This is a genomic window from Weissella oryzae SG25, from assembly GCF_000691805.2.
GTDB classification, from domain to species: domain Bacteria; phylum Bacillota; class Bacilli; order Lactobacillales; family Lactobacillaceae; genus Weissella; species Weissella oryzae.
In genome coordinates this window covers 1,375-26,282 of sequence record NZ_DF820490.1, presented here as the reverse complement: position 1 = coordinate 26,282, position 24,908 = coordinate 1,375, and the positions used below count along the sequence as shown (strand labels likewise).

Annotated in this window: 27 protein-coding genes and 1 pseudogene; 12 read left to right on the top strand and 16 right to left on the bottom strand. The window is 37.7% G+C overall.

The features are described from left to right. Positions 1-58: 58 nt before the first annotated feature. Positions 59-874, bottom strand: coding sequence for a pyrroline-5-carboxylate reductase (gene proC / locus TT13_RS05685; protein WP_027699091.1), 816 nt, complete (start codon positions 872-874; stop codon positions 59-61). A 426-nt stretch (positions 875-1,300) separates the two neighbouring features. Between proC and TT13_RS05680 the strand changes: the two genes are divergently transcribed. Continuing rightward, entirely contained in the window at positions 1,301-2,098 is a 798-nt protein-coding gene (locus TT13_RS05680; RefSeq protein ID WP_045476782.1) for a ParA family protein, read from the top strand. A 14-nt stretch (positions 2,099-2,112) separates the two neighbouring features. Beyond that, positions 2,113-2,409 carry a tunnelling fold family protein gene (locus TT13_RS05675; protein WP_027699089.1) on the top strand — a complete coding sequence of 99 codons (297 nt, stop codon included), beginning with the start codon at positions 2,113-2,115 and terminating at the stop codon, positions 2,407-2,409. Between the two features lie 36 nt (positions 2,410-2,445). Here the strand turns inward: TT13_RS05675 and TT13_RS05670 are convergent, their stop codons facing one another. The 7 genes from TT13_RS05670 to TT13_RS05640 form a co-directional block, all read right to left on the bottom strand. Further along, the gene (locus tag TT13_RS05670; protein ID WP_027699088.1) at positions 2,446-2,952 is read right to left on the bottom strand and encodes a hypothetical protein; all 507 of its coding nucleotides are present in this window, start codon (positions 2,950-2,952) and stop codon (positions 2,446-2,448) included. A 106-nt stretch (positions 2,953-3,058) separates the two neighbouring features. Then, positions 3,059-5,083, bottom strand: a complete 2,025-nt coding sequence (locus TT13_RS05665; protein WP_027699087.1) for a pLS20_p028 family conjugation system transmembrane protein — start codon at positions 5,081-5,083, stop codon at positions 3,059-3,061. Between the two features lie 11 nt (positions 5,084-5,094). Then, a complete protein-coding gene (locus TT13_RS05660) occupies positions 5,095-8,298 on the bottom strand; it encodes a type IV secretory system conjugative DNA transfer family protein (protein WP_027699086.1) in 3,204 nt (1,067 codons plus the stop codon). Further along, positions 8,291-10,183 (bottom strand): AAA family ATPase, encoded by a 1,893-nt coding sequence (locus TT13_RS05655; RefSeq protein ID WP_045476779.1) that lies wholly within the window; start codon positions 10,181-10,183, stop codon positions 8,291-8,293. The genes TT13_RS05660 and TT13_RS05655 overlap by 8 nt, the downstream gene beginning before the upstream one ends. Continuing rightward, positions 10,176-10,736, bottom strand: a complete 561-nt coding sequence (locus tag TT13_RS05650) for a hypothetical protein (RefSeq protein ID WP_027699084.1) — start codon at positions 10,734-10,736, stop codon at positions 10,176-10,178. Before TT13_RS05650 ends, TT13_RS05655 begins: the two co-directional genes overlap by 8 nt. A gap of 2 nt (positions 10,737-10,738) precedes the next feature. After that, a complete protein-coding gene (locus TT13_RS05645) occupies positions 10,739-13,054 on the bottom strand; it encodes a toprim domain-containing protein (protein ID WP_027699083.1) in 2,316 nt (771 codons plus the stop codon). Beyond that, the gene (locus tag TT13_RS05640; protein WP_027699082.1) at positions 13,044-13,304 is read right to left on the bottom strand and encodes a hypothetical protein; all 261 of its coding nucleotides are present in this window, start codon (positions 13,302-13,304) and stop codon (positions 13,044-13,046) included. The genes TT13_RS05645 and TT13_RS05640 overlap by 11 nt, the downstream gene beginning before the upstream one ends. Positions 13,305-13,714: 410 nt before the next feature. On the opposite strand from TT13_RS05640, the gene TT13_RS05635 reads away from it, so the two are divergent. The 10 genes from TT13_RS05635 (at position 13,715) to TT13_RS11620 (ending at position 18,842) form a co-directional block, all read left to right on the top strand. Next, positions 13,715-13,981, top strand: a complete 267-nt coding sequence (locus tag TT13_RS05635) for a hypothetical protein (protein WP_027699081.1) — start codon at positions 13,715-13,717, stop codon at positions 13,979-13,981. A gap of 22 nt (positions 13,982-14,003) precedes the next feature. Next, a complete protein-coding gene (locus tag TT13_RS05630) occupies positions 14,004-14,366 on the top strand; it encodes a hypothetical protein (protein ID WP_027699080.1) in 363 nt (120 codons plus the stop codon). A gap of 4 nt (positions 14,367-14,370) precedes the next feature. Next, positions 14,371-14,775 carry a hypothetical protein gene (locus TT13_RS05625; RefSeq protein ID WP_027699079.1) on the top strand — a complete coding sequence of 135 codons (405 nt, stop codon included), beginning with the start codon at positions 14,371-14,373 and terminating at the stop codon, positions 14,773-14,775. Between the two features lie 54 nt (positions 14,776-14,829). Then, a complete protein-coding gene (locus TT13_RS05620; protein WP_027699078.1) occupies positions 14,830-15,054 on the top strand; it encodes a hypothetical protein in 225 nt (74 codons plus the stop codon). 313 nt (positions 15,055-15,367) lie between these two features. Beyond that, entirely contained in the window at positions 15,368-15,835 is a 468-nt protein-coding gene (locus tag TT13_RS05615; protein ID WP_027699077.1) for a hypothetical protein, read from the top strand. Positions 15,836-15,862: 27 nt separating this feature from the next. Further along, positions 15,863-16,513, top strand: coding sequence for a hypothetical protein (locus TT13_RS05610; RefSeq protein ID WP_027699076.1), 651 nt, complete (start codon positions 15,863-15,865; stop codon positions 16,511-16,513). Positions 16,514-16,825: 312 nt separating this feature from the next. Next, positions 16,826-17,122 carry a hypothetical protein gene (locus tag TT13_RS05605; RefSeq protein ID WP_027699075.1) on the top strand — a complete coding sequence of 99 codons (297 nt, stop codon included), beginning with the start codon at positions 16,826-16,828 and terminating at the stop codon, positions 17,120-17,122. 161 nt (positions 17,123-17,283) lie between these two features. After that, on the top strand, positions 17,284-17,682 hold the full coding sequence (locus TT13_RS05595; protein ID WP_190279630.1) for a hypothetical protein: 399 nt from the start codon (positions 17,284-17,286) through the stop codon (positions 17,680-17,682). 583 nt (positions 17,683-18,265) lie between these two features. Continuing rightward, positions 18,266-18,391 (top strand): hypothetical protein, encoded by a 126-nt coding sequence (locus TT13_RS11625; protein WP_278279339.1) that lies wholly within the window; start codon positions 18,266-18,268, stop codon positions 18,389-18,391. A gap of 325 nt (positions 18,392-18,716) precedes the next feature. Continuing rightward, a complete protein-coding gene (locus tag TT13_RS11620; protein ID WP_278279338.1) occupies positions 18,717-18,842 on the top strand; it encodes a hypothetical protein in 126 nt (41 codons plus the stop codon). A 319-nt stretch (positions 18,843-19,161) separates the two neighbouring features. On the opposite strand, the gene TT13_RS05585 is transcribed toward TT13_RS11620, so the two are convergent. The 8 genes and pseudogenes from TT13_RS05585 to TT13_RS11180 all read right to left on the bottom strand — a co-directional run. Continuing rightward, positions 19,162-19,539, bottom strand: coding sequence for a hypothetical protein (locus TT13_RS05585; protein WP_045476778.1), 378 nt, complete (start codon positions 19,537-19,539; stop codon positions 19,162-19,164). Next, positions 19,532-20,862, bottom strand: a pseudogene (locus tag TT13_RS05580) (Y-family DNA polymerase). Before TT13_RS05580 ends, TT13_RS05585 begins: the two are co-directional and overlap by 8 nt. A gap of 236 nt (positions 20,863-21,098) precedes the next feature. Further along, the gene (locus TT13_RS05575) at positions 21,099-21,470 is read right to left on the bottom strand and encodes a DUF4176 domain-containing protein (RefSeq protein ID WP_052348557.1); all 372 of its coding nucleotides are present in this window, start codon (positions 21,468-21,470) and stop codon (positions 21,099-21,101) included. Further along, complete coding sequence (locus TT13_RS05570; RefSeq protein ID WP_027699070.1) at positions 21,463-21,960, bottom strand: hypothetical protein; 498 nt, start codon at positions 21,958-21,960, stop codon at positions 21,463-21,465. Before TT13_RS05570 ends, TT13_RS05575 begins: the two co-directional genes overlap by 8 nt. Before the next feature lie 2 nt (positions 21,961-21,962). Beyond that, entirely contained in the window at positions 21,963-23,141 is a 1,179-nt protein-coding gene (locus TT13_RS05565; RefSeq protein ID WP_027699069.1) for a T7SS effector LXG polymorphic toxin, read from the bottom strand. Positions 23,142-23,450: 309 nt separating this feature from the next. Continuing rightward, a complete protein-coding gene (locus TT13_RS05560; protein ID WP_027699068.1) occupies positions 23,451-23,684 on the bottom strand; it encodes a hypothetical protein in 234 nt (77 codons plus the stop codon). 302 nt (positions 23,685-23,986) lie between these two features. After that, a complete protein-coding gene (locus tag TT13_RS05555; RefSeq protein ID WP_027699067.1) occupies positions 23,987-24,484 on the bottom strand; it encodes a TIR domain-containing protein in 498 nt (165 codons plus the stop codon). A gap of 241 nt (positions 24,485-24,725) precedes the next feature. Continuing rightward, positions 24,726-24,908, bottom strand: a 183-nt coding sequence (locus TT13_RS11180) for an LPXTG cell wall anchor domain-containing protein (protein WP_045476775.1), incomplete at its 5' end; no start/stop codon positions are given.

Genomic DNA, 24,908 nt, shown 5'->3' with positions numbered 1-24,908 from the left:
TACAAAAAGGACTTGCTACTTTGGCAAGTCCTTTTTGTTTGTCCTCGATATTAATATTTCACTTTGAATTAAGCTCCTGATCCTTCAAAACTGTGGCCTCAATACCTTCAATAATTTTAGACTGTAAGCCATTATCAAGTAATTTCAAAACTCCTGCAACAGTTGTTCCACCTGGCGAAGATACTTTATCAACCATTGTCCATGCTGAGTCACCTGATTGTTGTAATAGACTTGAACTACCTAGAACTGATTGGATTGCAATCTCATCTGCCAACGACTTTGGTAAACCATATTTAACTCCTGCTCGTGCAATTGCATCAATGAACAAAAATACATAGGCCGGCATACTACCGGCCATAGCCGTAAAGATTGAAAAATGCTTCTCATCAAGGATCCAAGCTTTACCAATCGCACCAAAAATATTTCTTACATACTCAACCTGCTCGTCTGTTGCATAGTCATTACCCGCAACAGCTGAAGAACCTTCACCAATCGAAACATTAAGATTAGGCATTACACGTACAATTGCTTGGTCAATATCGTTAAATTCAAGCCCTTGTTTCAGCGCATCTAAAGTTAAACCTGCTGCAATTGACACTAGAACCTTGTTTTTATTTTTAATCAGCTCACGAATCTCTTTCAAAATTGAAGGCATCACTTGTGGTTTAACACTTAAAACAATATAGTCCACATTATCAACTAGTTCAGTTAAAGTATCGCATGCTCGAATTGATAAGTTCGTGGCATCTGTTTTAGTTTTCTCTTTATCTTTACTGTACACAAAAATATCATTTGCAGCCAATTTATTAGATTTAATCGCACCTTTAATGATTGCGGTTGCCATGTTCCCAAAGCCAATAAATCCAAATTTCATATTTAACACCTCAAAAGTTTTTATTAGCACAATTGTATCATATCCTTCTAGTTATACTTTTAAGTATAACTTGCGTTATACGCTTAAACATACTTAATCGTATACTCATACATATACCTAATAACATACTTAACCGTATACTCTTACGTATACCCATTAACATACTTAACCGTATACTCTTACGTATACCCATTAACATACTTAACCGTATACTCTTACGTATACCCATTAACATACTTAACCGTATACTCTTACGTATACCCATTAACATACTTAACCGTATACTCTTACGTATACCCATTAACATACTTAACCGTATACTTATTGTTATACTAGTAGTATAATTAATGTTGTAATAGTTACGATCCTTGATTAACTCACGTTTATTTCATTTTGACAACTAATTTAAACAATGAGGATTCTATTATGACTACAACAAAGATTGTTACATTTACTGGTTCAAAAGGTGGTGTTGGTAAGACCACCATTCTATTCAACTTTGCATCATGGTTAGCATCACAAAACAAAAAAGTTCTTTTAATTGATGCTGATTTTCAAGCTAGTTTAAGTTCGACCTTTAATGTTATTACCAATCAAAATACATTGCTTGACGTTTTTATAGGCAGCCAACCTGAAGTCCGTCAAGTAGCAGAGAACATTGATTTAATACCTGCGTCACCAAACCTTGATCAAGTTGAGACTTTAATTCAAGGTAAAATGTTTCGCGAGTATGTTTTGCTTAACTGGATGAACAAAAACAAAGATGTTATTTATTCATATGATTACGTACTTATTGATACTCACCCAGAATTTAGCATGTTAACTAAGAATACAATCGCAGTTAGTGACGCGGTCATCGTACCTCTTGAACCAAGTGAATACGGCTTTACGCAACTTAAGAATCAATTCGAGTTACGCATGGCTGAGTTCCGAGAAGCAAGTATTGACCCACGGACCAATGCGAGTGACATTGATGCCAAGGTTTACTTTATCGGTAGTAAGGCGCGTTCAACGACTACTTCTAGCCGCCTTTTTAAAGAAGAATTAGAAAGTATCCCTAACAACATTGGTGTCATTAAATTTAGTGAAATTATGCCAACCTCAACGTTTACAAAGGTTGCTGTAACTAATATGACCGCAGACAAACTACGCTCATATAAAGGCTATAAAGACCACTTGGTTGAAGAATTTACAAAACTCACTCAAACGATTGATAACATATAATTGGAGAATAAATTATGTCACTTAATTCAAAACAAGGTCAGTCATTTACTGACGATAATAGTAAGAATGCTATGGCTCAAGCCTTGCAAGAAAATCCGTTAAAAAATAACCGTAACTTTGACGCTGATGAGTTCGCATCTAACCTAGCATTTGAGCAAAAAACTAACAAAGAGCGTAAACAATCAGTGTCTTTGACAATGACGCCGACCATGAAGAATGAACTTACTGACCTGGCAAAGCAAAATGGTTACAAGAGCTTATCTGAATTTGCAGTTGACGTTTTCCAAAAAATCTTAGATTACAACAAATAAAAAAGCTTGAGGAGCAATTTCCTCAAGCTTTTTATTTTATCGTACAATTTGCGAAACGGTTCGGCCTACGTCAGGATCCTTCTTAGCATCGGCTGCTGAATTGAAGTACACCTGATACATGTCTTCAGGCTCACCACCTTTTTGACCTGTAAATTTTGTATTATCAAAAAGCTTACTCCATACATCAGCAACTTCGCCGTTATCGTTTTCCGAGTCTACGATTTTCTTATCGTCAAAAGTTTTACTTGTTCCAAAAGTTATTTTTTCTTTTCCACTATGGCCACCAGCATTATACCATTCATGAAACTGTTTTTCTGACCAACTAGTCTTATAAAGATATGGGCTAGACTTAGTTAAATGCACATAATGCCCAGCTGGAGCCACTTTAAATTGTTTCTCAATGCCTAAATCTTTCCACTCTTTATCTGACATTTTTGCGGCCATTGCTTTGGTTGGATTGTTTTTAATATAAGTAAAAGTTCCAGCGCCAATCACCACGACTGCACAAAGAATCCCAATTACCCACCATAATTTTTTAGTCATCTATCTAACTCCATTTGTTTTATTCAATACCTTAATGTTACCTTAATTAATCACATAAAAAAAGGGTAAACCCATATTTAAGCGATATGTTTTACCCTTTTAGTGATTATTTAGGTATTTCAATTGGTGGCATCATTTCATCAAGTTCCGCCTGAGTTGGTAGTGGTGGCATCTCGTCCTCCGAATAATCTGACGGTTGACTAACGCTATCAAAGCTACTCATATCTGGCATTGGAGCCGAATTATCCAAATTTACATTTGGAGCGTCTGCTGGCATCTGATCAAGACTGCTGCTTGTCGGTACAGTTGGTGCCTGGTTGGGTGTACTTACTTTGCCAGTGCTACTACTTGGTGAGGTTACTGCCCGTTGACCCGTCGTATTACCGCCGTTCATAGGTACACGCATTGGCCCACCTGTTCCACCTTGAGTAGGTGTATTTTTAGAACTAGTTCGATTTTGAGCACTGCCAGCTTTGTTAGCGGTACTATTTTCATCACCCCTAGCCGGTTGAGCATTTGGTCCAGCTGGATTAGGTGGTGGAGTTGGCATACCACTATCACTGTCATCTTTATGGTCACTTTCAGGTTTATTGGCTGAACCTGTGTCTTGACCTGAATTACTATCTTTGTTCTTGTCCAACTTGCTGTCGCTGTCACCTGCTGAAGGATTAGGAGCACTATCTGTCCCATTACCATCTGAATCATTCTTACCTTGCGGATTTAACGGTACTTTCATACCATTTGCGGCTCGCTGCAAAGCAAAATCATTCATCTTAGAATGTACTTTATCAGAAATCTTGGCGGCTGCGTTACCGGCATTTTCGACCAAAGCTTTAGTGCCACCAAATCCAGCCTTAGCTGTTTTTCCAAGCCCTTTTGCGACATCATCAACTGTCTTGGCGGCCATACCTGCCGCAATCAATGACTGCGCGGTATTACCATGACCTGTTGGAACACCGGTCCAATCATCAATTAATGAGAAACCGCCAAGTAAGCCTTTAGCACCACCAATCATTAATCCAATTGATAAGATGGTGTAGGGCATTGCACTGAGGCCCATTGATTCAGTTTTGGTCATGGCCCATTGAATAAAGGCAAAGAACATCAGCACATTCAATGGCATCAACGCCATACCTATAAATGAGCCTTCAATTAAATGCAAAATTTGCATTGCTTTTTCACCTTTAAGGTCTCTAAACGCAAAAATTAATAAGGTAATCGAATAATAGGCAATCCGGTAGATCCGAACAGTGACTTCAATTATCGCTAGGAAGCCAACAATAGCGAAGGTTATCTCCGCACCAATAATACCCAGCCAATTCACTTTAATTCTTGGGTAAACCTCGTTAAAGATCCCGCCTGTAAACCACGAGCCTTTATCAAGTTCCTCTGGTTTGCTTTCAGCATCTAACCCTCGCTTCTGTTTAAATACTTTCTTTGCTGCATCTTTATTTGAACCAGTAATTTTATTTATCTCATTGTCATCCATCACATTAGAAAAGAAACTAGCTTTAACAACAGCTGGATCATCTTTCTCCTTAATAGGACTATAATCTTTTAACTTATCCAATGACACATCAAAGTTATCATCGGCGACCTTTTCCATATCAACACTGTTGTTACGCCAAACTTGTACCAGCACGTTATTGTCTTTTGGTAAAAAAGTACTGTTAGCACTCTTAGCTATTGCAGTTCCACCACTGATAATCAAAGGCAACATACCAATAATGGTGAAGATAATCGCTAAGCCACGGGGCCAATCTTTTCCTTTCTGTCCACTGGTCAGTGTGAACATAAAGAGTTGAACGTACATTACAATCGCAAAAACAATCATACCAATGCTGGCAAAAAGCGTTACATATTGTTCTAGATTATAGCCGGTCATATCACCCGCGTGTTTGACCGCAAAGATACCGCTAAAATCGGCTAAATCCCATACTTTAGCCCAAGCAGTTAAGACTGCGTTCCCTAAATCAAATATTAAGTCAGCTAGTCCTTGAGATAAAAATTCGATTATGATAAATAAAAGTCTTGGCATAGCCTTTAGATAGCTCGACCAAGCATCGTAAAACTGGGTTGTTGGCCCAGTGTCAGGTAATTTCATTAATGCTAAATAAAATAAATTTTGCATTATCTTTCCTTTCACTCTTCTTCATAAGTAGCTTGTGCTGCGTCTAGAGCTGCGAGCTCATCATCATTTAGACCCGCAGTTTCTGTTTTTTCTTCAAGCGGCTCACCTTCAGCGGCTACTAAATCACTTGCAGGTGAGCGACCATCCAAACGCTTCTGTATTTCAAACACCGCCTTTAAATCACGATCCATCAGGTTTAATAAGTTACGATTGGTATTTATTTCAGGCAAGGTTTCAAACAACACGCCGCGTTCCGCAAGCTGTAAAGCATTTATCTGCGTATCAGTTCGTTTTGTATTATGTTTTCTCTTTAGAAGGCCCTTAATTAGCTCCTCTACCTCCATGACTAGCGGGATATTGGCTAGTTGCTTGTCAGACATAAAGGGCGCATCTAAGTCGCTACTAAAGTTTTCTTGCCACTGCGTATAAAGATCCTGTTCTGAAACTTGTTTAGGTGATAGTTGTGGATTGTCGCGCTCGTATGCAATGTTGAGCGCGTCCTGTAAGTCTTTTTCATTGACGTCTTTCATTAACGGTCCAACATTCACCTGGCTGGTGGCTGTCATAGAAAGTCGATCTTGCAGCTCGTAGAAATACGGACTGAAGTCTTGAAACAAATCGTTATAAGCCAAATGCTTAACGTGATTTTCAATTGGTAAGTCTGTGGTGTAATAGTCGAGCGAATATGTAGCACCCAGTAGATCACGTGAATTTGGCATAATCGTAGCTTTAGTATCAAAGATTGGTAATGCTCGAACTCTGCGCCACCGTTTATCGTTACGTTTAGCTGTTCGCATTACGATAACTTCACCGTCGAGCAATTCTTCAATGTCTTTTTCAGGCATTAAAGGTTTGGTTTCAATCGATACGACCCGATTACTACGATCCTGTTGCTGCTCACCCATTTGTGAATTAACCATTTCCTTTTGAACTTCTATTTCACCAAGCCGTTCAGATAATTCTTTTTTAGTGTCTTTATCCTTAGTCTGCAAATAATATTGCGTAGCCATATTACTTTTAATTTCTCTAGCATCTTTGTCGCTGTAATTCTTGCCGATTTGAATATCATCTTGAAGATAAATATTAACAATATGACCGTAAGTAAGCCCACGAGTTAAGAAATTTTCAAAGCCTGGAATCTGAGGCCACATGCCAAACTCATTTAACTTATAAACAATCCAGCGATCCATTTTTCGCCGTGTAATTTCGGAAGCAATTTGCGTATTAACAGAGAAGACTTGTCCGATAAAGAGTGACGCCAGCGCCGAATAATTGTCATTGTTTTGCGATGCAACAATAAAGGTTGCTTTGGGCTTTTCTGAATACCGTAAATCATACTTGGCTTTCCGCCCCTCAAATAACTTGTATTTCAAAGCTTTAGGCACAATTTTGAACTCAGGTTTACCCGTATATGGATCAAACATTTGTTTACCACCCAAGGAGTATTTCAAACGGCGCTCCCCTGGCAGCTCGACCCAATCTTTTCTTAAATGGTGCGGATTGTCTTTATTTTCAAAATGAACCCGAATTAACCAATCCTCAGGAAAGTAATTCTTAAACGGATAATGAATTACCCCTGAACTGCTGACCTTCATTGAGTCTTGTTCTAAGAAAGGTTTGGCACCACGTCGCCAGCCTTTAATTGGATGGCGCAAAATACGCATTGCATTGACAAAATAGTCTTTGATTTTAGTTTCCACATGTTTGGCATCATACAGCTCAACGTAAGCCGTTAAACCGGCATATTCTTCAGGCAACATAACTTTCAACATGCGAGGAAAACCATAATCAGAGATATGAATTGTTGACCGTGAGGTTAATTTGGCGACCGTTTCACTGGCAAATAAACTTGAATGTCGCTGCAAAGTAAACATAACCGAGGTCCTTGTATCTCCAGTTGCTTGCAGATATGAGCCAGCTTTTAAAATGGCTTCATTCAGTATCGGTGGCAGCGGATCAAGTTGCCTTAACATATTGAAATACTGTGCAAGTCCATCTTTGTTTTTATCCTTTGGATCACTAAATTGGCCAAGTGAATTTATCAGTTGCGGAACGCTGGCAGGCGTTGCTAAAGAATCATCATCGTGTTCAATGGCTAGCCATAAAAGCACTAGAATAATCGCCAATTGCGTATCTTCAGCCGACTTATCCCAGGTATCATTTTCAGTATTTTCAGCACCTGTGCTCCCGATAATTTGAACAATTACACTCGCTTCATCACGCGCCGCATCAAGTTCACCATCTTTTGCATAGTCCAAAGCGGCTTGTAATGGGTTCCAAAGCTCTGACCAGTTAGGATCAATTATGTTAACAAAACTAACGTCATAGCCTGCCTTTAACAAAGGTACAAACGACATCTTGCCATCTTCATTTTTAGCATCAGTATCAATAATATTGGGTTGAATTTCAGCCCTTCGGAACACGTCAATAGTCGGATAACCAATCCGTTGATCCTTACCAATTCGGGTTGGTGCCGTAATACTCGTGTGCGTGGGAGTTGTATCAATCCAAAAGAAGCCTTCAAAACCACCGGTTACACTGGCTTGGCCTTTAAAGAATGACTTGATACCTGGTGTTTTTAAAAGTTTAGTCCGTAAAGTTTGATAGGATTTGGGAAATTCTTGTCGATTAAGCCCAAATGGCGCTTTGATAATTTGGATTAACCAAAGCACAGGGTGTAGCTTTAGAAAAGCCACCGAATAACCAGAAATATGGGTAATTGGTTCACCAGCTAAGCCCTTGTAAAACTTATTACGATCAGGAATGAGTTTATACACTGCGTCAATTTCTTTCAAAGTTGCCCAGCGGTTTTGATTAGTTGTCCTGTCCGCAAACTTTTGCCCCCAATCATAATTGTTTTTAAACCCAAGACGCAATATTAATAAGAAAACAATGACCATAAGGGTCCAAGTAATCCAAGAATGATCAAGAAGGGTTCCACCAGATAATGAAAAGACCAGGTATTGTTGTAAGTAGTCGATACTGAAAGCTGGATCAATATAGTAGCCTAATCGATTCAGCAGTAAATTACCGAGTCCATTGGCAATACAATACCAGAGGACACGGGCAAAAGTTCCAACCACCAAAGCTATAAAAGCGCCCATAACAACATAGAGAGCAAAGATTAGTAACCGAAACCACAAACGACCACGTAATCTAATTTGACTTTGTCGCTCGAAATCTCGTTCCTGTTCATACTTACGTTTATTAAACATCCACAGCCTCCTCAGTAAGTTCAAACTGGGTTACCACAGTCTCCCAACGACCACGGGGGTGTTTGGCATCGGGTGGATTTCCCCAAGTTCTAAAGACAAAGGTATGACCGTCAGATTGACCAGTTCGCCGTTCCTTCAAAATCCCTTCAGCGACCAAGGCCTCCACATTTTCAAGGATCACATCATCAAGCGGTCGAACCCCAAGACTCCGTTTATAGCCCCGTTCCAATAAATAATCTGTTAGCGGATAAGAACCTTGCCGCTGTTCACCAAGCTCTTCATAGTGTTCCGCAAATGTTGGAATTAATTTGGTAACTGCATCAGGCTTATACACAATCTGATAATGTTGTTTAGCCGCTTGTTGGGCCAACTTATCCATTTTTAGATCAATAATTCGCAAGACGTCATCATTTTCTAGTGGATTATAGATAATTACAGAACCAATTCGAGAAATTAGTTCCTGCCGCATACCAGCGCCTCGCAGTGCGCTCTCGAAGTCCTGACGGAAGGTTTTGACATTTGTTTCATTCTGTTTATAAGCTTCACTACGTTCAGACCGGTCAAGAATTAATGAATGCCCAATGTTAGTTGTCATAACGACAATTAGGTCTTTGAAATTGATTAATTGACCATAGCGATCAGTTAACCGACCATCGTCTAGGATTTGTAGTAACAAGTCCCAGACCATAGGATCTGCCTTCTCAATTTCATCAAGTAGAAAAACTGAATACGGGTGATACTTCACCGCTTCAGCTGCCCGCTCAATGAATAGTTCCATCGAGACTTTCGCAAACTTAAATTCTGACATATCAAACCGAATGATTTGGTCTTCACCACCAAAGTAATGTCTCGCCAATGATTTAGCGGTTTCAGTTTTACCTACACCAGGAGTCCCAGCTAATAAGAATGAGATTGGTTTAGACATATCACCCAGACCCGCAGCACGGACTCGAATACTATTTGTGATCTTTAATAAAGCTGCATCTTGGCCAATCACATCAGCTTGCATACGGTTAAAAAGTTTATATAACCTCGCATTGTCGCTTTCAGTTAATACAGACATCGGAACGAAATATTGTTCATGAATAATCTCCGCAATATCATCAAATTTTAAAAATGAACGTTTATTTAGTTTAGCTTCAGATAGAGCGCTATCAAGTAATGTAACGGCTTTATCGGGAAAATATTCAGTGGTAATAAACCGATCCGCAAATGACACAACGGCTTCTAATAAGTCTTCACCATCAGCTATTTCAATACCTATTCGCCGCTCAAAATCCGGCTTAATCTTTTTCAGAACATCGAGTGTCTGTTGTGTAGTCAGTTCACTTAAGTGGACGCGGCTAAAGCGACGTCTAATTGCTTTATCTGATTCAATATATTCGTGATACTCTTCAAGGGTTGTCGCTCCAATCACCTGAATTTCACCACGTCCGATTGCTGGCTTTAAAATATTAGCCGCGTCCATACTTGATTTTCCATCAGCTCCCGTCCCAATTAATTCGTGCATTTCATCAATAAACAGAATTAAATCTTTATTAGCTTTGATTTCATCAATTAAGTTATACAAATTAGACGCAAAAGTTGCGCCATCCTGATACTCCATTAATGCAGATAACTCTAAGCCTAGAATTTGCTTATTGCGCAGATTGGTTGGAACGTCTTCAGGGTGAAATTTGATTCGTTTGGCCAACTCCTCGACAAGGGCTGTTTTACCGACCCCCGCTTCACCAACAATTGCCACACTGTTTTTGCGTTCTTGGTTTAAGGTCCGCACTATTTGGCGCAGCTCACTCCCCCGTTCATAAGCCCCGTGTTTGTCGGGATCCCTTGCCACTAATTCAGAAAAATTAACCGTAAACCTTTCAATGTAACTTTTATCCATCAGTGCGTTCCTCACGGCTTGCGCGCGCAAGTTCTGTTAAGGTTGGCTTCTTAGATTCATTCTCGATGGCAGCTACATCATCATCTGAGAATATTTGTTCAATCCCTGCGGCCTGTAACCGACGATTAATACTAATTTGTCGCCATTCAGTTTCCTCTTTTTGGGCCTTATCTAACTCGGCAAGTAGCTCAGGGTCGGCTTCAATTGCGGCTAACTGCTTTTCATGTTCTTCACGTAATTTACTTAGTTCCATGGCTTCTCTCCCTGTGGTATCTAAATCTTGAAGTGCTTCATAACTTGGAATTTCGTCTGCAACAACCAGTTCGGCATTAACTCTGAAGGCGGAAACCACCACTGGTTTGGTCTTAACCATTTGAATTTCAAACTCATATATCTCTCGTAGCGCTGGCTGACCAGTTGGAAAAATATTTACATAATTTTGCCCATCAACCACTAACATAATTGCATCGTCCTTACTTACCTGAACGGACAAAACGTAATACCCCTTACCGTAAGCAACCTCTAACAACATGCCAATAATTTTTTTATTCATATTTAACGAGACCTTACCTGTTCTTGTGACTGATCCTGCACTAACTGTTGCTCCTGCAACTTTTGTGTGGAATTGTTCTTGACTGACTTATTACTTACTGTTTTATATTCAAGTGCCTCACCGTTAGAAAGGCGATCGGATAAAAAACGGTTTACATTATCACTAGCCCTGGTGATCTCACCAATTTGTTTTTCCTTATCACCATTTAGCTTGGCAAAATCTTCAAAGACTTTGTCCCAATGATTGACGTTTTGACTGTCATTTTGAGCCAATTCATCCGGATTGATCCCTAGATTTTTCATCACAACATAGCTAGTCAGGCTTGCCTCTAAGGCTTTTAACTGTTGATTAGATTGTGGAGTAGCCGAGCTGTTATAAAGGGAAGCGTGGCCAACTTCATAAGCTAGTGCTTGAACCTTTTGTGCTCTATTCATGTCAGGTCTTAGCACAATTGTGTTATTGGCCGGTTGCTTTGGATCCGTGTAAACAAAGCCTTGCTTGGCAAAATCACCATCATAGTTAACAGCTTTGCCTTTTTGCACATTTTCTAAGAACTTAAAAGCTTGTTCATCCTGATCTACAACCCGATAGTTTTGCTTTTGTGCATACTCTTTGAGCACTTTATAAGCATTCTCCAAATGTTCGGGTGAATTATCTTTCCCCAAATGAATTGGTGGCTTAGGCAACAAGCGCGCGTAATCCTCAACCGTCGCATTAGTTTGGCGAATATCAAAAACCGTTTCGATTGGATAAAACTTCTTAATTTGGGTTTTTAAATTACCTGCTTCAGCATCTTGCTTTTGTTGATTGGTCGCTGAAGGCCATTTAATAATCTCACCGTCTGGTGAAATAATTGTTTTAATCTCCTTGGGTGTACCAAACACTTTCATGCCTTGACCCTTAGCGTCATAAACTTGTAGGCCTTGTTGTTGAAATTGATCATATCCCATCACAATACTGGCATCGGGCCTTTGACCATATATCAGCATTTGGTTACGAACTGAGAATTTTTGGCTCTTAGCTATAAAATCAAAATAATTACGTAATTCAGCTGGATTATTTTGTGCTCGCTTAACGCTATTTAACGCCTTATTGATAATAGCTTCATTTTTCTGACGGTTATTTTGTGTACGATCATCGCGATTTATCGACTTACTGGTTGAACTAATATTTGACCCAACATGATTAACATCTTTAACGGCTTTTGATTGCGCTGAACTATCGTTCACGTTGTTACCCTTGCTTGGAATAAAGGCAGACTTCATGTCCCGCATTTCATATAAAGCTTTATAGCGCTTTTGGTTTTCTTCAAGTGAAAACTCTTCAATCCCCTTAACACCAGCTTTTAACTGATCGTTCCAATCTTTACCTTGAACAGGAATTTGCCGTACAACTTGCATATTCTCGTCCCACTGAAAGCCTTCATGGATCTGGTTTGCAAAGTTAAAGCCTGCTAAATCGTTGTCAGTGGCAATGATTATCTTGTCATACCATTTACCGGTGGTTTCATTGCTACGCATCATTTGGGCGAGCACTTTATTTGTATTCAGGCCTGAAAGAGATAGGATTGTCGTATTTTGGTTTCTTAATGAACCAAGATTTTGCTGGGTATATGACAAAGCATCAATTGGAGCTTCAAAGACAATTAGATTATCGGCACCGTTACCAAACTTCAAATTAAATCCATAATTTGTATCTGAAGCAAAACCAATCCTTTTTTCAGTTCCACGTTTACCAAACTTTTCAAAATCAATATCTGTTCCTTGAACGTCTAAGCCCACAACTTTAGAATTTTCATCTACCCAAGGGAACAAGACTGCTGGTTTCATCCATTCACCAGTTTTCTTATCCTTTCTGGCAGTTCCTTGCTTGATAATCCCACTTTGTAACAACGGCTCAACAAACTTTGGATGAAAGCCACGCACGTTAGTCAGATAATTTTTAGTGTTTTCAGTCGATTGCGACGTACGCCACCGATCAAAATTAAAATTCTGTTTTTCTTCTAGTCGCGGTGCGGTATATTCAGCTTTTTTGGCGTCATCATAATTGTTATAAGCACGTCCAAAGGCGGTCCATTCTTTCCAGGCTGCCTTCTTATCCATGCCAAGCCAATTTTCAATAAAATCACCTAAGTCGCCATAGACGTTACCCGCCGGACTTGAATACCACTCAAAAGTATTTTTTCTTAGATCAATAACTAAGCCTTTTTTCTCCACCAGATGAATTGAGTTTCGACCATGCTTTTCGAAGGGAATGCCTTTGTAGCCTAAGTAAGCCTCAATCGGAAGTGCCTTCATTGCAGCTCGATTAATTGCCATGTTCAACCTCCTGCTTTGCCAAGAAAGAAGCGTTTGGCGTTTGCTCTAGCGGTTTAACGTTATTGATAAAGCGCTCTAGTTCGTTCAAATCATCAGTATTAAGCTTCTTTTGTAAACGAGCCATTAACTCAAGTAAGTATTCTTCTTTAGCCTCTTTCATTGCCTCTGCTAATTCATCAACTCTATTTTTAGCCATATCAAACTGTTCTAATTTCTTCTGAAACCTGCTCTTTGCGTTCATCGCTGCCATAGTAAATTCTCCTTTTTTCTTATTACGCAGTCATAATACACAATAAAAAAGACCCAAAAAAAATTTTGCGTCAAAAAAAAAGAGTGAACCTATTATTTTGTTTTTTCATAGCCTAACCAGCCCCAGTCCCCGCAAGCGGGGGGTCAAACTACTAGCGTACGTTCTGCCACCAGTCACAGCTATTTTGTCTCTGTGCCAACCAATTTATAGCAGTAAGCAGAGTGGCTAACAAGCAAGCTTGTAAACCACTCTAGCTAAAACACAAGGGTAAATGAACGGCAAAGCCGCCCTTGTGTTTCAGCTGCCAACTGCAATTAATTTTATGTCACGACGACAAAAAAACAGCTGTAACAGGCGACAGCCGTCCGAAAGGTTTTTGTGGCAAAAAATATTTTAGTTAGGAGCTTCTTATGAAAAATAACGAGCCGTTTTTTATGTACATTTTAGGAATGATTGGAGGTTTGGACGAAGAGCCATTCTATTTACCGTTTGGGTTAGCTTTAAAAGCCAAATTAGACCGTAATAACCCTTATAAAGTAAAAATTTCTCTTTGGCGTACTAACGATAAAGCCGAGTTGACGAAAAAAATTCATGAAGTTGAGTATTGGTTTTATTGCCAAGAAGATTCTTTCCGTCTTTTTAATGATACTGACTCATTTACGTTCGAAATTGAATAACAAAGAATAGGAGAATTAAAACATGGGCTTAGATATGTGGTTAATGTCAGGAAATGATAAAAAGGCTAAAGAGCTAATGTACTGGCGTAAGGCTAACCAAATTCGTAACTGGATAGTAACACAGGCAAACGCTGATAAAGATACCAATGTTACCTGTGAACTTTCAAAGGTAGAACTAAACGCCCTTTTAATTGATATTAAGAGCGTTTTAGATGATAACTCAATGGCTTCAAGATTATTACCAACACAAAATGGTTTCTTCTTTGGGTCAACTGATTACGATAACTATTACTTTGCAGAGCTTGCGGACACGTTGAAAAATTTGAAACCTATAGTAACCAATATGGCAGAAGATGACAAACTAACTTATACAGAATGGTGGTAAAAAAATGCCTAGAATTTTTTATGATGACTTTAAAAATTTAACACAAGAGAAAATGTCTAAATCAATTTCAGATATGACCTTTGCTTATAACGAAACTAAAGTCCCAGCTAAGCATTATAAAGCAATGTTGGGTAAACAGATTGAAGAAGTAATGGAAACCGCCACAAGTGTTAAATTAGTTGAAGTTATATACAACACATTAACTAGTTTAAAGAAAGAGAGCCCCCGCCTTTTCTTTCAGGCCTTACTTCTACTTGATTTAGGTATTAAACCTAACAGTCTGACGGCTGAACAGTACCAAGCACTAACAGTTACTTCTGATATGTATGAAGCCAATAAGCTTCCTAAAGTTTTAGACCGTGATATTTTGAGTTGGTTTAACGATACTATGAAGCATGGCTTAGCGTAATCGTAAGGATAAGTATACGAATAGGAAAAGGAATAGGAATAGGAATAAGTAATTATGGTTAAAAAGATACCAGTTACCTTTACTTTTGAAGAAATACTCACCAAAGCTGTAACCGTTGAGTTACCTGAAAACACTGATTTTTATGAGTTTGCGAAAAAGTATTATAACGCTGAAAAAATCGTGTTAGACAGTGACGATTTACAAGTTGCTTCAGTAATGGCAGAAAGCGAGCAGAACACTTTAGAAGTGTATGATTGGCAAACACTTTATCCTAACTAACTAGGATTAGGGCTTTGCCCTACCCACCCCAGTCCCCGCCAAGCGGGGTTCAAATAAATTCACTCCCAAAGGCATCAAAAATACATAATTTAGTACCTCTCACTGCCCTGTTCCATTTCCTGCGTCATTATGGCACATGGTGCCGCACTAAGTGTGCAAAGCACACAAGAGCGGAACGTAACACAAGGGCAAGCCTTCGGGCGTACCGCCCCTTGTGTTACTACAACCATGTGCCATCAATCCTTGTAAATTCCACCAGGCAGTGAAATCTACTACTCAATAGTTTATTTTTGACCTTTAGGAGGGCTTAATCATGGTAACTAAATTAACAAACGATGAAGCAAAATATTTTATCGAACTCTGTGCTGGTAAAACTAAGCAGCAAATTATTGGAGTTGCAGCTTTACTTAGTGACTATCGTTTAGCAGCGTCTAAACGGGACTCGACAGCATTTGTTAAAAGTCGTGAAGCAGCTTATAAAATTGCGGAAACACTTTTTAATTCCATTACTTTTTTTGATAATCCAGAATTTTATAGGCTTAACCCATGGGGTTACGAACAGACTAATTATGAAAATATCAAAGTAGTTGGGTCATATAAAAACACGGTTATCGCATTTAATCAGCATACCGTTTACGCAATTTCTAAAAATAAATATCGTAATCGCGAGCCTCATACCTATTTAGACAATCAACGTTTACGGTCGACAAGTTGGTTAAGCCCTTACACCAATCAGGAAATTGCAAAGCAAAGTCAAGAGAATATGTATTTGGGTCACTAGAACACTTAGTCATTAGGAGGCTTCATCATGGGAGAACGCACACAATTACTTATCGCAATCAATATATTTGAAAATATGGATTCATTCAACAAAGGTGACAAGCCTTACGACACCATTTACCAAGCCTTTCATTATAGCTGGGGCTGGGGTCGTGTAATGCCTATGCACTTCTTAGACATAGTAATGAGTTTTGCAAAAGGCGTTGTCACTACTAACTCTGGATATAGCAATAATACAATAGCCCAAGCTACTCAACTGCTCACACCCGCCGTTCAATTTATAGGCTATCAAGATGACGCCAATTTTGGCGAGCTGTTCCAAAAAAACAATATCGCAATGAATGAAAGGCAAAGGTTAATATTTAACCCTGATAAATTCAGCAACAATGAACAAGGCTACCAAACCGCCATTTTAAACGTTGTATTTGAGTGTGAGTGTGGCGACTTTCGTTTAATCAATGGTGAAACACACTTTTTCCGTGGAATTTGCCAAGCAACGGGAAATAAAAAAGCTGGTTTAGCCATCTCATTACAAGAATGGCACAACAGCTTTAGTAATTTTATTGATAATGATTGGTACGTCGGGTATAAGTCATTTATGAAGCATTATGAAATTGCGCTAGATACACCAGCTCGCCTATCTGAACTGAACAAAGCCATCAGACCAACTCTAAAATAATAGGGCTTTGCCCTACCCACCCCAGACCCCGCCAGCGGGGCTCAAATAATCTAAGTTCCGGTACCTTTTTACTGCTTTAAAATTTCCTTTTGCCATCCACACAATAACCCAATCAGTTGTACTAAGGGCGCATACGCCCCAAGTACAACTAAGATAAATAACAAGGGTAAATGCACGGCAAGCCGCCCTTGTTATTTATCTCTGATTTGGTTACTGCATTCCTGTCAAAATGAAATAAATCTTAAAGGAGTTAAAAAAGGACCGTCCGAAAGGTTTTTACCTGGCATTTAAAAAAGGAGGCTTTATTACATAATGGTGACGCTAAAAATTGAAACACCTAATCATAATGCTTATCACTTAACAGTTGAATTAAACGCTACACAAGTCGTTTTTAGTGTCACTAGTTCCAAATATCTTGGTGCTGAGTTTGTTTTAAAAACACTTGATGCCGCGACTGCTGAGGAACAATATTATTATCTACTGCGGATCATTGGTTCACAATTTTTCTCAAGAATGTCTGAAGTAGATACACTTACAAATTTGTCCAACCTGATTCACACGATTTTAAAGAATTGGGAGCTCTTTTCTAAGGAGGAAAACCATGATTAATACGTTTTTTCAAGCTTTAACCCAATCTGGTCAAGATGGTGCGTTTTTATTTCTATTGTTACTTTCAATAGCAATATTGAGCTTTTATGTACTCTTCAAGCTCTTTAAATATCTGTTTATTCTAATTGGTCGCGATTTATACATACGACATTTACGTAAGCATGGTAGAAAATTCATTATTAGATAAGAGGCAAATCATGGAAACCATTCATACACTTACAATCCCCTTCTCAAGTTACAATGGCATTTTAGAGGCTAGGCAACGCGCTTTAGTTTTGGACAATCAGCATTTTTCTGTTGGCGACGTACTAATATTGAATCCCTTTGATTCAGTTTTAGATTGTTATATGAACTACGATGCAACTGATCACACATTTCACCCTGGCAGTAAGGATAAGGTATTGTTGGCCAGTGGAATCATTGTGGAAGTTACCAACATTACCGCAACAAACCTTGAAGAGACTAAGTTAATAAGCATTGTACCCATTAAACACTTTTTACGGCGTCACGCTATTTTAGCTCAAGCTGAAAATGAACGAACTAAAGAATTAGTTCATTAAGCTTGTTTCAGGAATGTGGCTGCCTTAAAGATCACCCCTACAAGATAAACTTACAATCGTGCCTGTGATTTTAAATTAGCTTCAATATTTCTTTCCCCACTCTAAATATTGAAGCCCTCCTAACTAAAATAATCTTGTAGGGCCTGCCTTTTTGGCAGGATACATACTTAGCCCTACTCAAACTTTGAAAGGATCAAGCCTATGTTATTCATACTCTTTTTTATCCTCGGACTAGGATTTCAACTTTTCGCATTCATCCTAAAGGGAATCTTCTATTTGCTTGGACTAATATTTGGTATTCTGATCCACGGTTTTTCCGAAGCTGCGCTAATTATGTTCCCCATCACAGTGATTGGCATCTTTGCCATTGTGTTCAGCTTCATTAAGTAACAACTCAATCTAAATGATAGTTAGTTATGTTAATGATTTATAGTATACTTATGTTTGGACGCGCGTAGGTTCGCTACCTACAAACGTCTGGTATATTTTGAGGAATACACATAGTCACCCTTCTCTTCATGTTATTGAGAAAAATAAGGGAGGTGGTGCCTATGGTAGTACTACCTCAAAAGGAGGGATACCCATGGCTGATCTGCCGGCAATTCTAATTGCCTTCGGAACCATGGTAAGCGTTATTCTTAATGCTTTGGGTAAGTTCTTTATCCGTTTAGCAACTGCTAAATTGATAAAGAAAAACGCTGACGATTAGTCAGCGTTAACAACCCGTATTCCGAAAAATATACCGGCCGGTAAGGGTGGCACCCCTTACTGGCTTTTTTCATGTTATTACATAGTGTATTATAACACACAGTTTAAATAATATGTCCCTTGCCACTCAAAATTCGCTAATTTACTTATATATCAGCAATTTATATATAGTATACTGAAGTCTGTACACACGCCTAGGTTCGCTACCTATAAACGTTTAGTATGTTATTTAAAAAACACATATTACCTCCTTCTTATCGTCTTACTTTAAATAAAATAAAGAAGGTGGTGCCTATGGTAGTACTGATTCAAAAGGAGGAATATCAATGGCTTATCTGCCAGCAATTTTAATTATCTTTGGAATTATAGTAAGCATCATTCTTAACGTTTTGGGTAAATTATTTATTCACTTTGCATCTGCTAAACGGATAAAGAAAAACGCTGACAAGTAGTCAGCGTTAATATCCAGTATTCCGAAAAATATACCGGTCGGTAAGGGTAGCCCCCCTTACTGGCTTTTTTCGTCTTATTCAATGAATATTATATCAAAGAATAAAATAATAATAATCATTTAATTTGATAGTAACCTTGATTAGTCAGAATTTTTTAACCTATACCAATTGAAGTTAACATAATGCATGTTATAAATACTAGTTGATTTACCGGCGTTTGTAGCTTGGGCTAAAATTCAGTCGATTCACAAACTGATCTCCGCCTTTTCACAATCTTCGTATACCATTGTTTTTTTGATCACTTTCACAATCTAGACCATTATTTAAAACTAGCCCACATTAACCTTTCAAAGTTAACTGCATTATCTCCAATATACACACTTTCTTCATCGAAACCTAACACCAGGCCTTCAATAATTGGTGGCTTTAGTCCAGCAATCGTTTGCGCTCGTTCTTGAATTCGAACCTGTCTATGTTTCGCGTAAGCTTCAAACAAAATTTTGCTAATCTCCTCAAGTGACATTTCAGGCATGGCTTTTTGTTGCATCTGTGCAGCTCGTTTAGCTGAATACTTACTAACGTCTTCAGTATGATCAGACAAATAATAGCCCTGCCATTTGACCATGCCGCGATCCTGGTAGTCATGTTCAAAATAGTACTTAGCACGTTCAAAGGTAAACTGTTCCTCATCATCCATAAGCATTACCGCCATTATGACCACCAACTAATCCAGTGCGGTTAATCATTGTACCACCCTGGCCTAAAGAAGATAGTTTGACTAAAGAGGTAACCCCATACTTAGCTCTGATTTCATCAATAGTCTTCTCTAATAAACTAGCTTCAACCTGTTTTTTCGGTGCGACAAATAAATCCATCTGCTCGTGCCCATCAGGTGATAATTTTCCAGCCGACCCCCCCCCAGGTTTCTAACCACTTCATTATCGTAATGTGCATCAAATATTTGCCAAAGAGCCTGCACGATTGGTTGAGAACGATTAGTGCTTTCTATTTTCATTTGCGCACTGAAACCTGAACGGTTACTATCCTGGCTTGCTGCATAAGAAAAGCCCACATAGAGTGACACGACACTAGTATTTTTGTGTTTGGCTCGTAATCTTGAGGCCACTTGTTCACCAATCTCGCGGATAACGTTTTCGATTTCTGAACGCTTAACGTAATCACGAGGTAACACTTGACTGTTAGAAATATTACCGTCTTTAACATGGTACTTTTTTGCTACAATACTACGATCGACACCCCAAGCAAGCGCAAATAACTCTTCACCACGAACCCCAAGTTCTTTTTTTAAGTAGTATGGATTCATTCGAGCTAAATCTCCCATACTGAAGACACCGAGTTTATTCAACGTCTTAGCTGTACGCCCACCAATACTCCATACTTCATCTAATTCTTTAATTGGCCACAGCTTTGTTGGTAAATCTTCAAACGACCATTCACCAATTAAAGAATGATTGTGTTTAGACTCAATATCCAGGGCCATCTTAGCCATCGCAACGCTGTCACCAATCCCAACCGTAAGATAGAGACCCAGCTCTCCTTTAACATGAAGTTGAATAATCCGAGCCAATTTGTGCATGGTTAAGTCATTACCAAATTTAGATTTTAGGTAGGTCCAACTTGGCGTTAAATCTAAGATTGACTCGTCGATTGAATACAGTTGCAAATCATCTTCTGCCACATATTGCCGGAAAATATCGTTAACTTTCTTATTCATCGCAATGTATAAATTCATACGTGGATTCACAATAATCAAACGTGGATCCTTTGGTACGTCGCGTTGCCGCATTACGTTCTTAACGCCTAGTTCCTTTTTAGCCCTAGGTGAAGCTGCGAGGACAAGGCCGCCGTTCGTATTTTCTTGCCGACTCATAACAACTAGGAATGACTTTAAAGGATTAAGCCCCAATGACACACTTTCAACGCTAGCGTAAAAGCTTTTCGAATCAATTAGCATTATTTTACGTCTTTTTTCATTTTGTACTACATCCGAAACGTGCATAATGTCACCGCCTTAATTAGTTTTAAATTAATAAATCAATTATAAATCAAATTAAAACATTAATTCAAGGCTTACATTTTGAAAAAAATATGTTAAGCATGTTAGATCTTGGAATAAATCCTTTACCACTTAGGAGATACTGATAGAATAAAAAACGCTAACAAATTTGTTAGCGTTGCTATCACAATATTAAATAATTAATCAACAATTTTTAACTTATTAATTTTCAAAATTTATTAAAAACCAAATGGTCCCGTTTCAACTTCGTTATTAGTTTCTGCCTTATCATCGTCTAGATCATCAGAATTGGTATCCTCACCAATAATCCCTCTCTTGAACTCAGTGTTATTTTTCAACCAGTCTTGTACACCTTGATTGTATTCGACTGTATCATTACCAGCTAAACCGGGAAAAATAACATAATTAATATCGTCACTGTTGAAAAAAATCCCTTTTTCTGTTGATATACCTTGCGGTAACACTGCTGCTTGGTAATCGAAGTATACAGTTTCACCATTTTGCTCAACTAAAGGTAGTCTAGCAACAATTAAAAGATTATTTTCAACTCCTTTTAATTTTACAATGGCTCCATTGGGTAAGTTATTCATGTTTCTTATCCGCCTTTTTTATAATATTTAGTTCTAATTTTTTACCGTATAAATATACTAAATATGACGCCCAGAGAAGTAGAGCTAGCGATAAAATATAGCCCATGGCAATAATAATTACAAAATTATTTATACTCTCTTTAATATCTGAGAACATGCCAATAGGAAGAATATTAATCGCCAAAAGCCCACCATTATAACCAATTTTGAAAAAAGCAGTCACTAAATTATTAGCTTCATCACTTTCCAAAAATTCTGGTGCAGCGATTCCTGATTTTTTATACTTAGCAATTTTTTCCAAATCAAATCCATACTTTGCACCACTTAGATATAAAAAATACATCATACTAAAACTAATTAATAGAAATCCTGGATACATTAATAAATCGATTATCCCGCTAGAAGAGATTTTATTTAAAATTCCTGAAATAATTATTGTCACTGTTTGAGCTAATATTGCTAAAAATACTAATATACTTATTTTTTTCATTGTTATTTCCAAACTATTACGGGATATTTTACTTTAGTTTTTATACCAAGAATGTCACTTATTTCATACGATTTTTCAGCAGTGTATAAGTTAAAATATTTATTTATTGAGTCACCCTTTATTAATGTATAGGTTTCTCCTATTGATGCCTGTTCACCAGCTAAAAATTCAAACCCTATTCCCCAATATTTATTTATATCTCCACCAAATCGAAGTTTACCAGCATATCCAATAACCTTGGCATTTAGTCCATATTTGATTTCTTCGTCATTTGAATAAGCATCTAAATTTATTACGACGCTCTGAACATCTGCAAGAAACTTTGCGTAAATTCTATTTTTACTAGAAGCATATCCTGCACTGACAGAGCCTAAAGTAGTACTATTCTCGCTTTTAATTCCTACAAATTTTTTGCCAAAGCCAAATTTATTACTAAAATCAGCTATAAATAATTGTGCATTAGCGTTATACTTGCCTCTTTTACCACTAGTATCTAGAGCGCCATTTTTAAAATCAAAAGAATAGCTTTCCCTCTTTTTTGGGATACTATACGTTCCTGTCCCACTATTTACAACTACGCTATTCAAAGTTGTTACAGCATGCATAGCTGATGCTAATTCCTTGAGGCTGTGTTCAAATAATCCACGTGTTGCGTCTGAAAATTGGTGCAACTTTTTAAGCTTTTTCTCAATCTTCTTAACTTCATCTTGGTAGCTTTCTGCAACATTTTGCATCTGTTTAGCATGGCTTTTAAACATACCTGCCCCCATATCCAAGACAGGTAGATGCTCGATTGATTTAGCAAAATCAGCATACATATTAGACATTGAGTGAGCTGAGTCGGCTAATGAACGTTTAATTTGCCGTTCCTGCATCAAAGTATCTTCATCTAGTATAGCCTCACTGCTAACAATATGTTCCTGTGATTCATATTGTCGTAGGTCGCTTTCAACATTATCAAGTGCATTTGAAACCCTAGTAATTGTTGGTATTATCAAATCCCTAAATAACTCTTGACCAGCTGTATAAGCCGCACCTGATAATGTATGCCCATCAACTGCATTGACTAGGCGATCACTACCATTATTTAATTCTTGAATAACCTCACGCCCTTGTTGTAAGCTTCTTTTCAAGTTGTGCTTCATACCTGCTGAATCTGAACTAAGGTACCTTAAACCCATAACCAATTTTCCTCTCTTTTGTTAAGTGGGTAATCCCCTTCAGTTTCCAATTTTTTCATTCTAAATGACTGCATAGTTTTCTAACAATTATGAACGAACATATTTTTAAAAATTGTGATAAGTTTAACATACTTTGATTTTTGAAACAATATGCTAGCTCATTGATTTCTTGGTATTTTTAATATTAAAAATCAGCCGTTTACAATAATAATCATGTTAAGAGTACATCTAAATTTGCAAAACAAAAAAGCAACTAATTAGGTTTACCACCTAATCAGTTGCTTTTTGTACTGCCCCTAGCAATTTTACTTATCTACTCTTCTTAAGAAGGGTAATTATAACAATAAGTATGATTATTATTATAATTAATAGTATATTTATGCTAAATAAATTACCTATGGCTGTACTGGCTAAGCCTGTAGTTTCAAAATAAGTTGCTATCTTTTTACCCAGAAACGCCACCGTTATTAGTACACTGACCGTAAGAATGATAGCTACAATATGATTAATCAAAAAAGCTCCAAATGCTTTAATATGTTCCATCTTGTATCTCCAAAGATTATAAATTGCGTCCTAATAGCTCATCACTGGTCTCGAGTTCAAGATCATTCTCCTTTTTATCCTGATTAATTATTTCCATAAGGCGAATCACTAAAGCTATAAAAATTATTCACATTGAGTTGAACTTACATATTCTTTCATAATTATTTTTACTCAATAAATAAAAGGTGTTGAATTTAGATTCAACACCTTTTATAACCCATTATCTTGGTTTAACTGTGTTCAAAAACGAAATTTTCTCTTACGCATCTTCCAACTCTCCTTCTTTACCACTCTCTAAACTATCAAAGATATATAAAACAACTGCACCCTTTACAAGTTTCTAAATGTCGGTCTAATTCCTCGATAAGTCTTGATTCATTGTCTTGCGGCTCAGCTAAATCAAACGGCTTAAAATTAAGCCCTGTTATAACTTTTTCTACTTTACTTACAAACTCAGCATCATGACCATGAATAATAAAAACATTTCGTGAATATTGATCAAACTTCCCAACTTTAACGAATTTAGCAAATACCAATTTTCTGTAAAGGCTCTTCATTGCAGCAGTTACACTTAGAATATCTTTAAATGTATTATAGAAATTCAAGATACTTACCTTGTTTTTGAAGTCATAATATTGCCTACTGTCGTCTAATGATTGTGAAAAGCTTACAACATCTGTTTTCCAAAAATTGTAAGTTTGCTTCTGACTTTTATTCCTATTTCTCCCACTAATTCCATAGTCTTCAAGATATTCACCACGCTTAATTAAATCTCTTAAATTCTTAACACTAATTTCCATAACTACTTACTACCCTTATAGATATTTTCTATTTATCGTAAAATACGCTTTTGATGTTTTACCCTCTTTACCTCTCAATGACATAAATCTATTAGGTAAATAACTGTCTGACAATTACTAACTAAAGGGCTGCTCAACCTTAGACCATAGTATGGTTCAAAGTTAAGCAGCCTTTTTATACTATATTTTACGTATTAGTTACTAATGTAAGAAAAATCAAATAGTGTCACAAACTAAAAAATCACTTTCTCCGCTTAATTCCTAATATTGCTAACAACATAATTAATTCGCCAAAGATCTGTAGTAATTCGCCATCTGCCATGCCGGTATCTGGCAATGAATTATTATGTGGCAAGTTATTCGAGCCATTGTTCGAATCCGACGTTGATTCGCTACCTGATTCTGAATTACTCATTGAATCTGA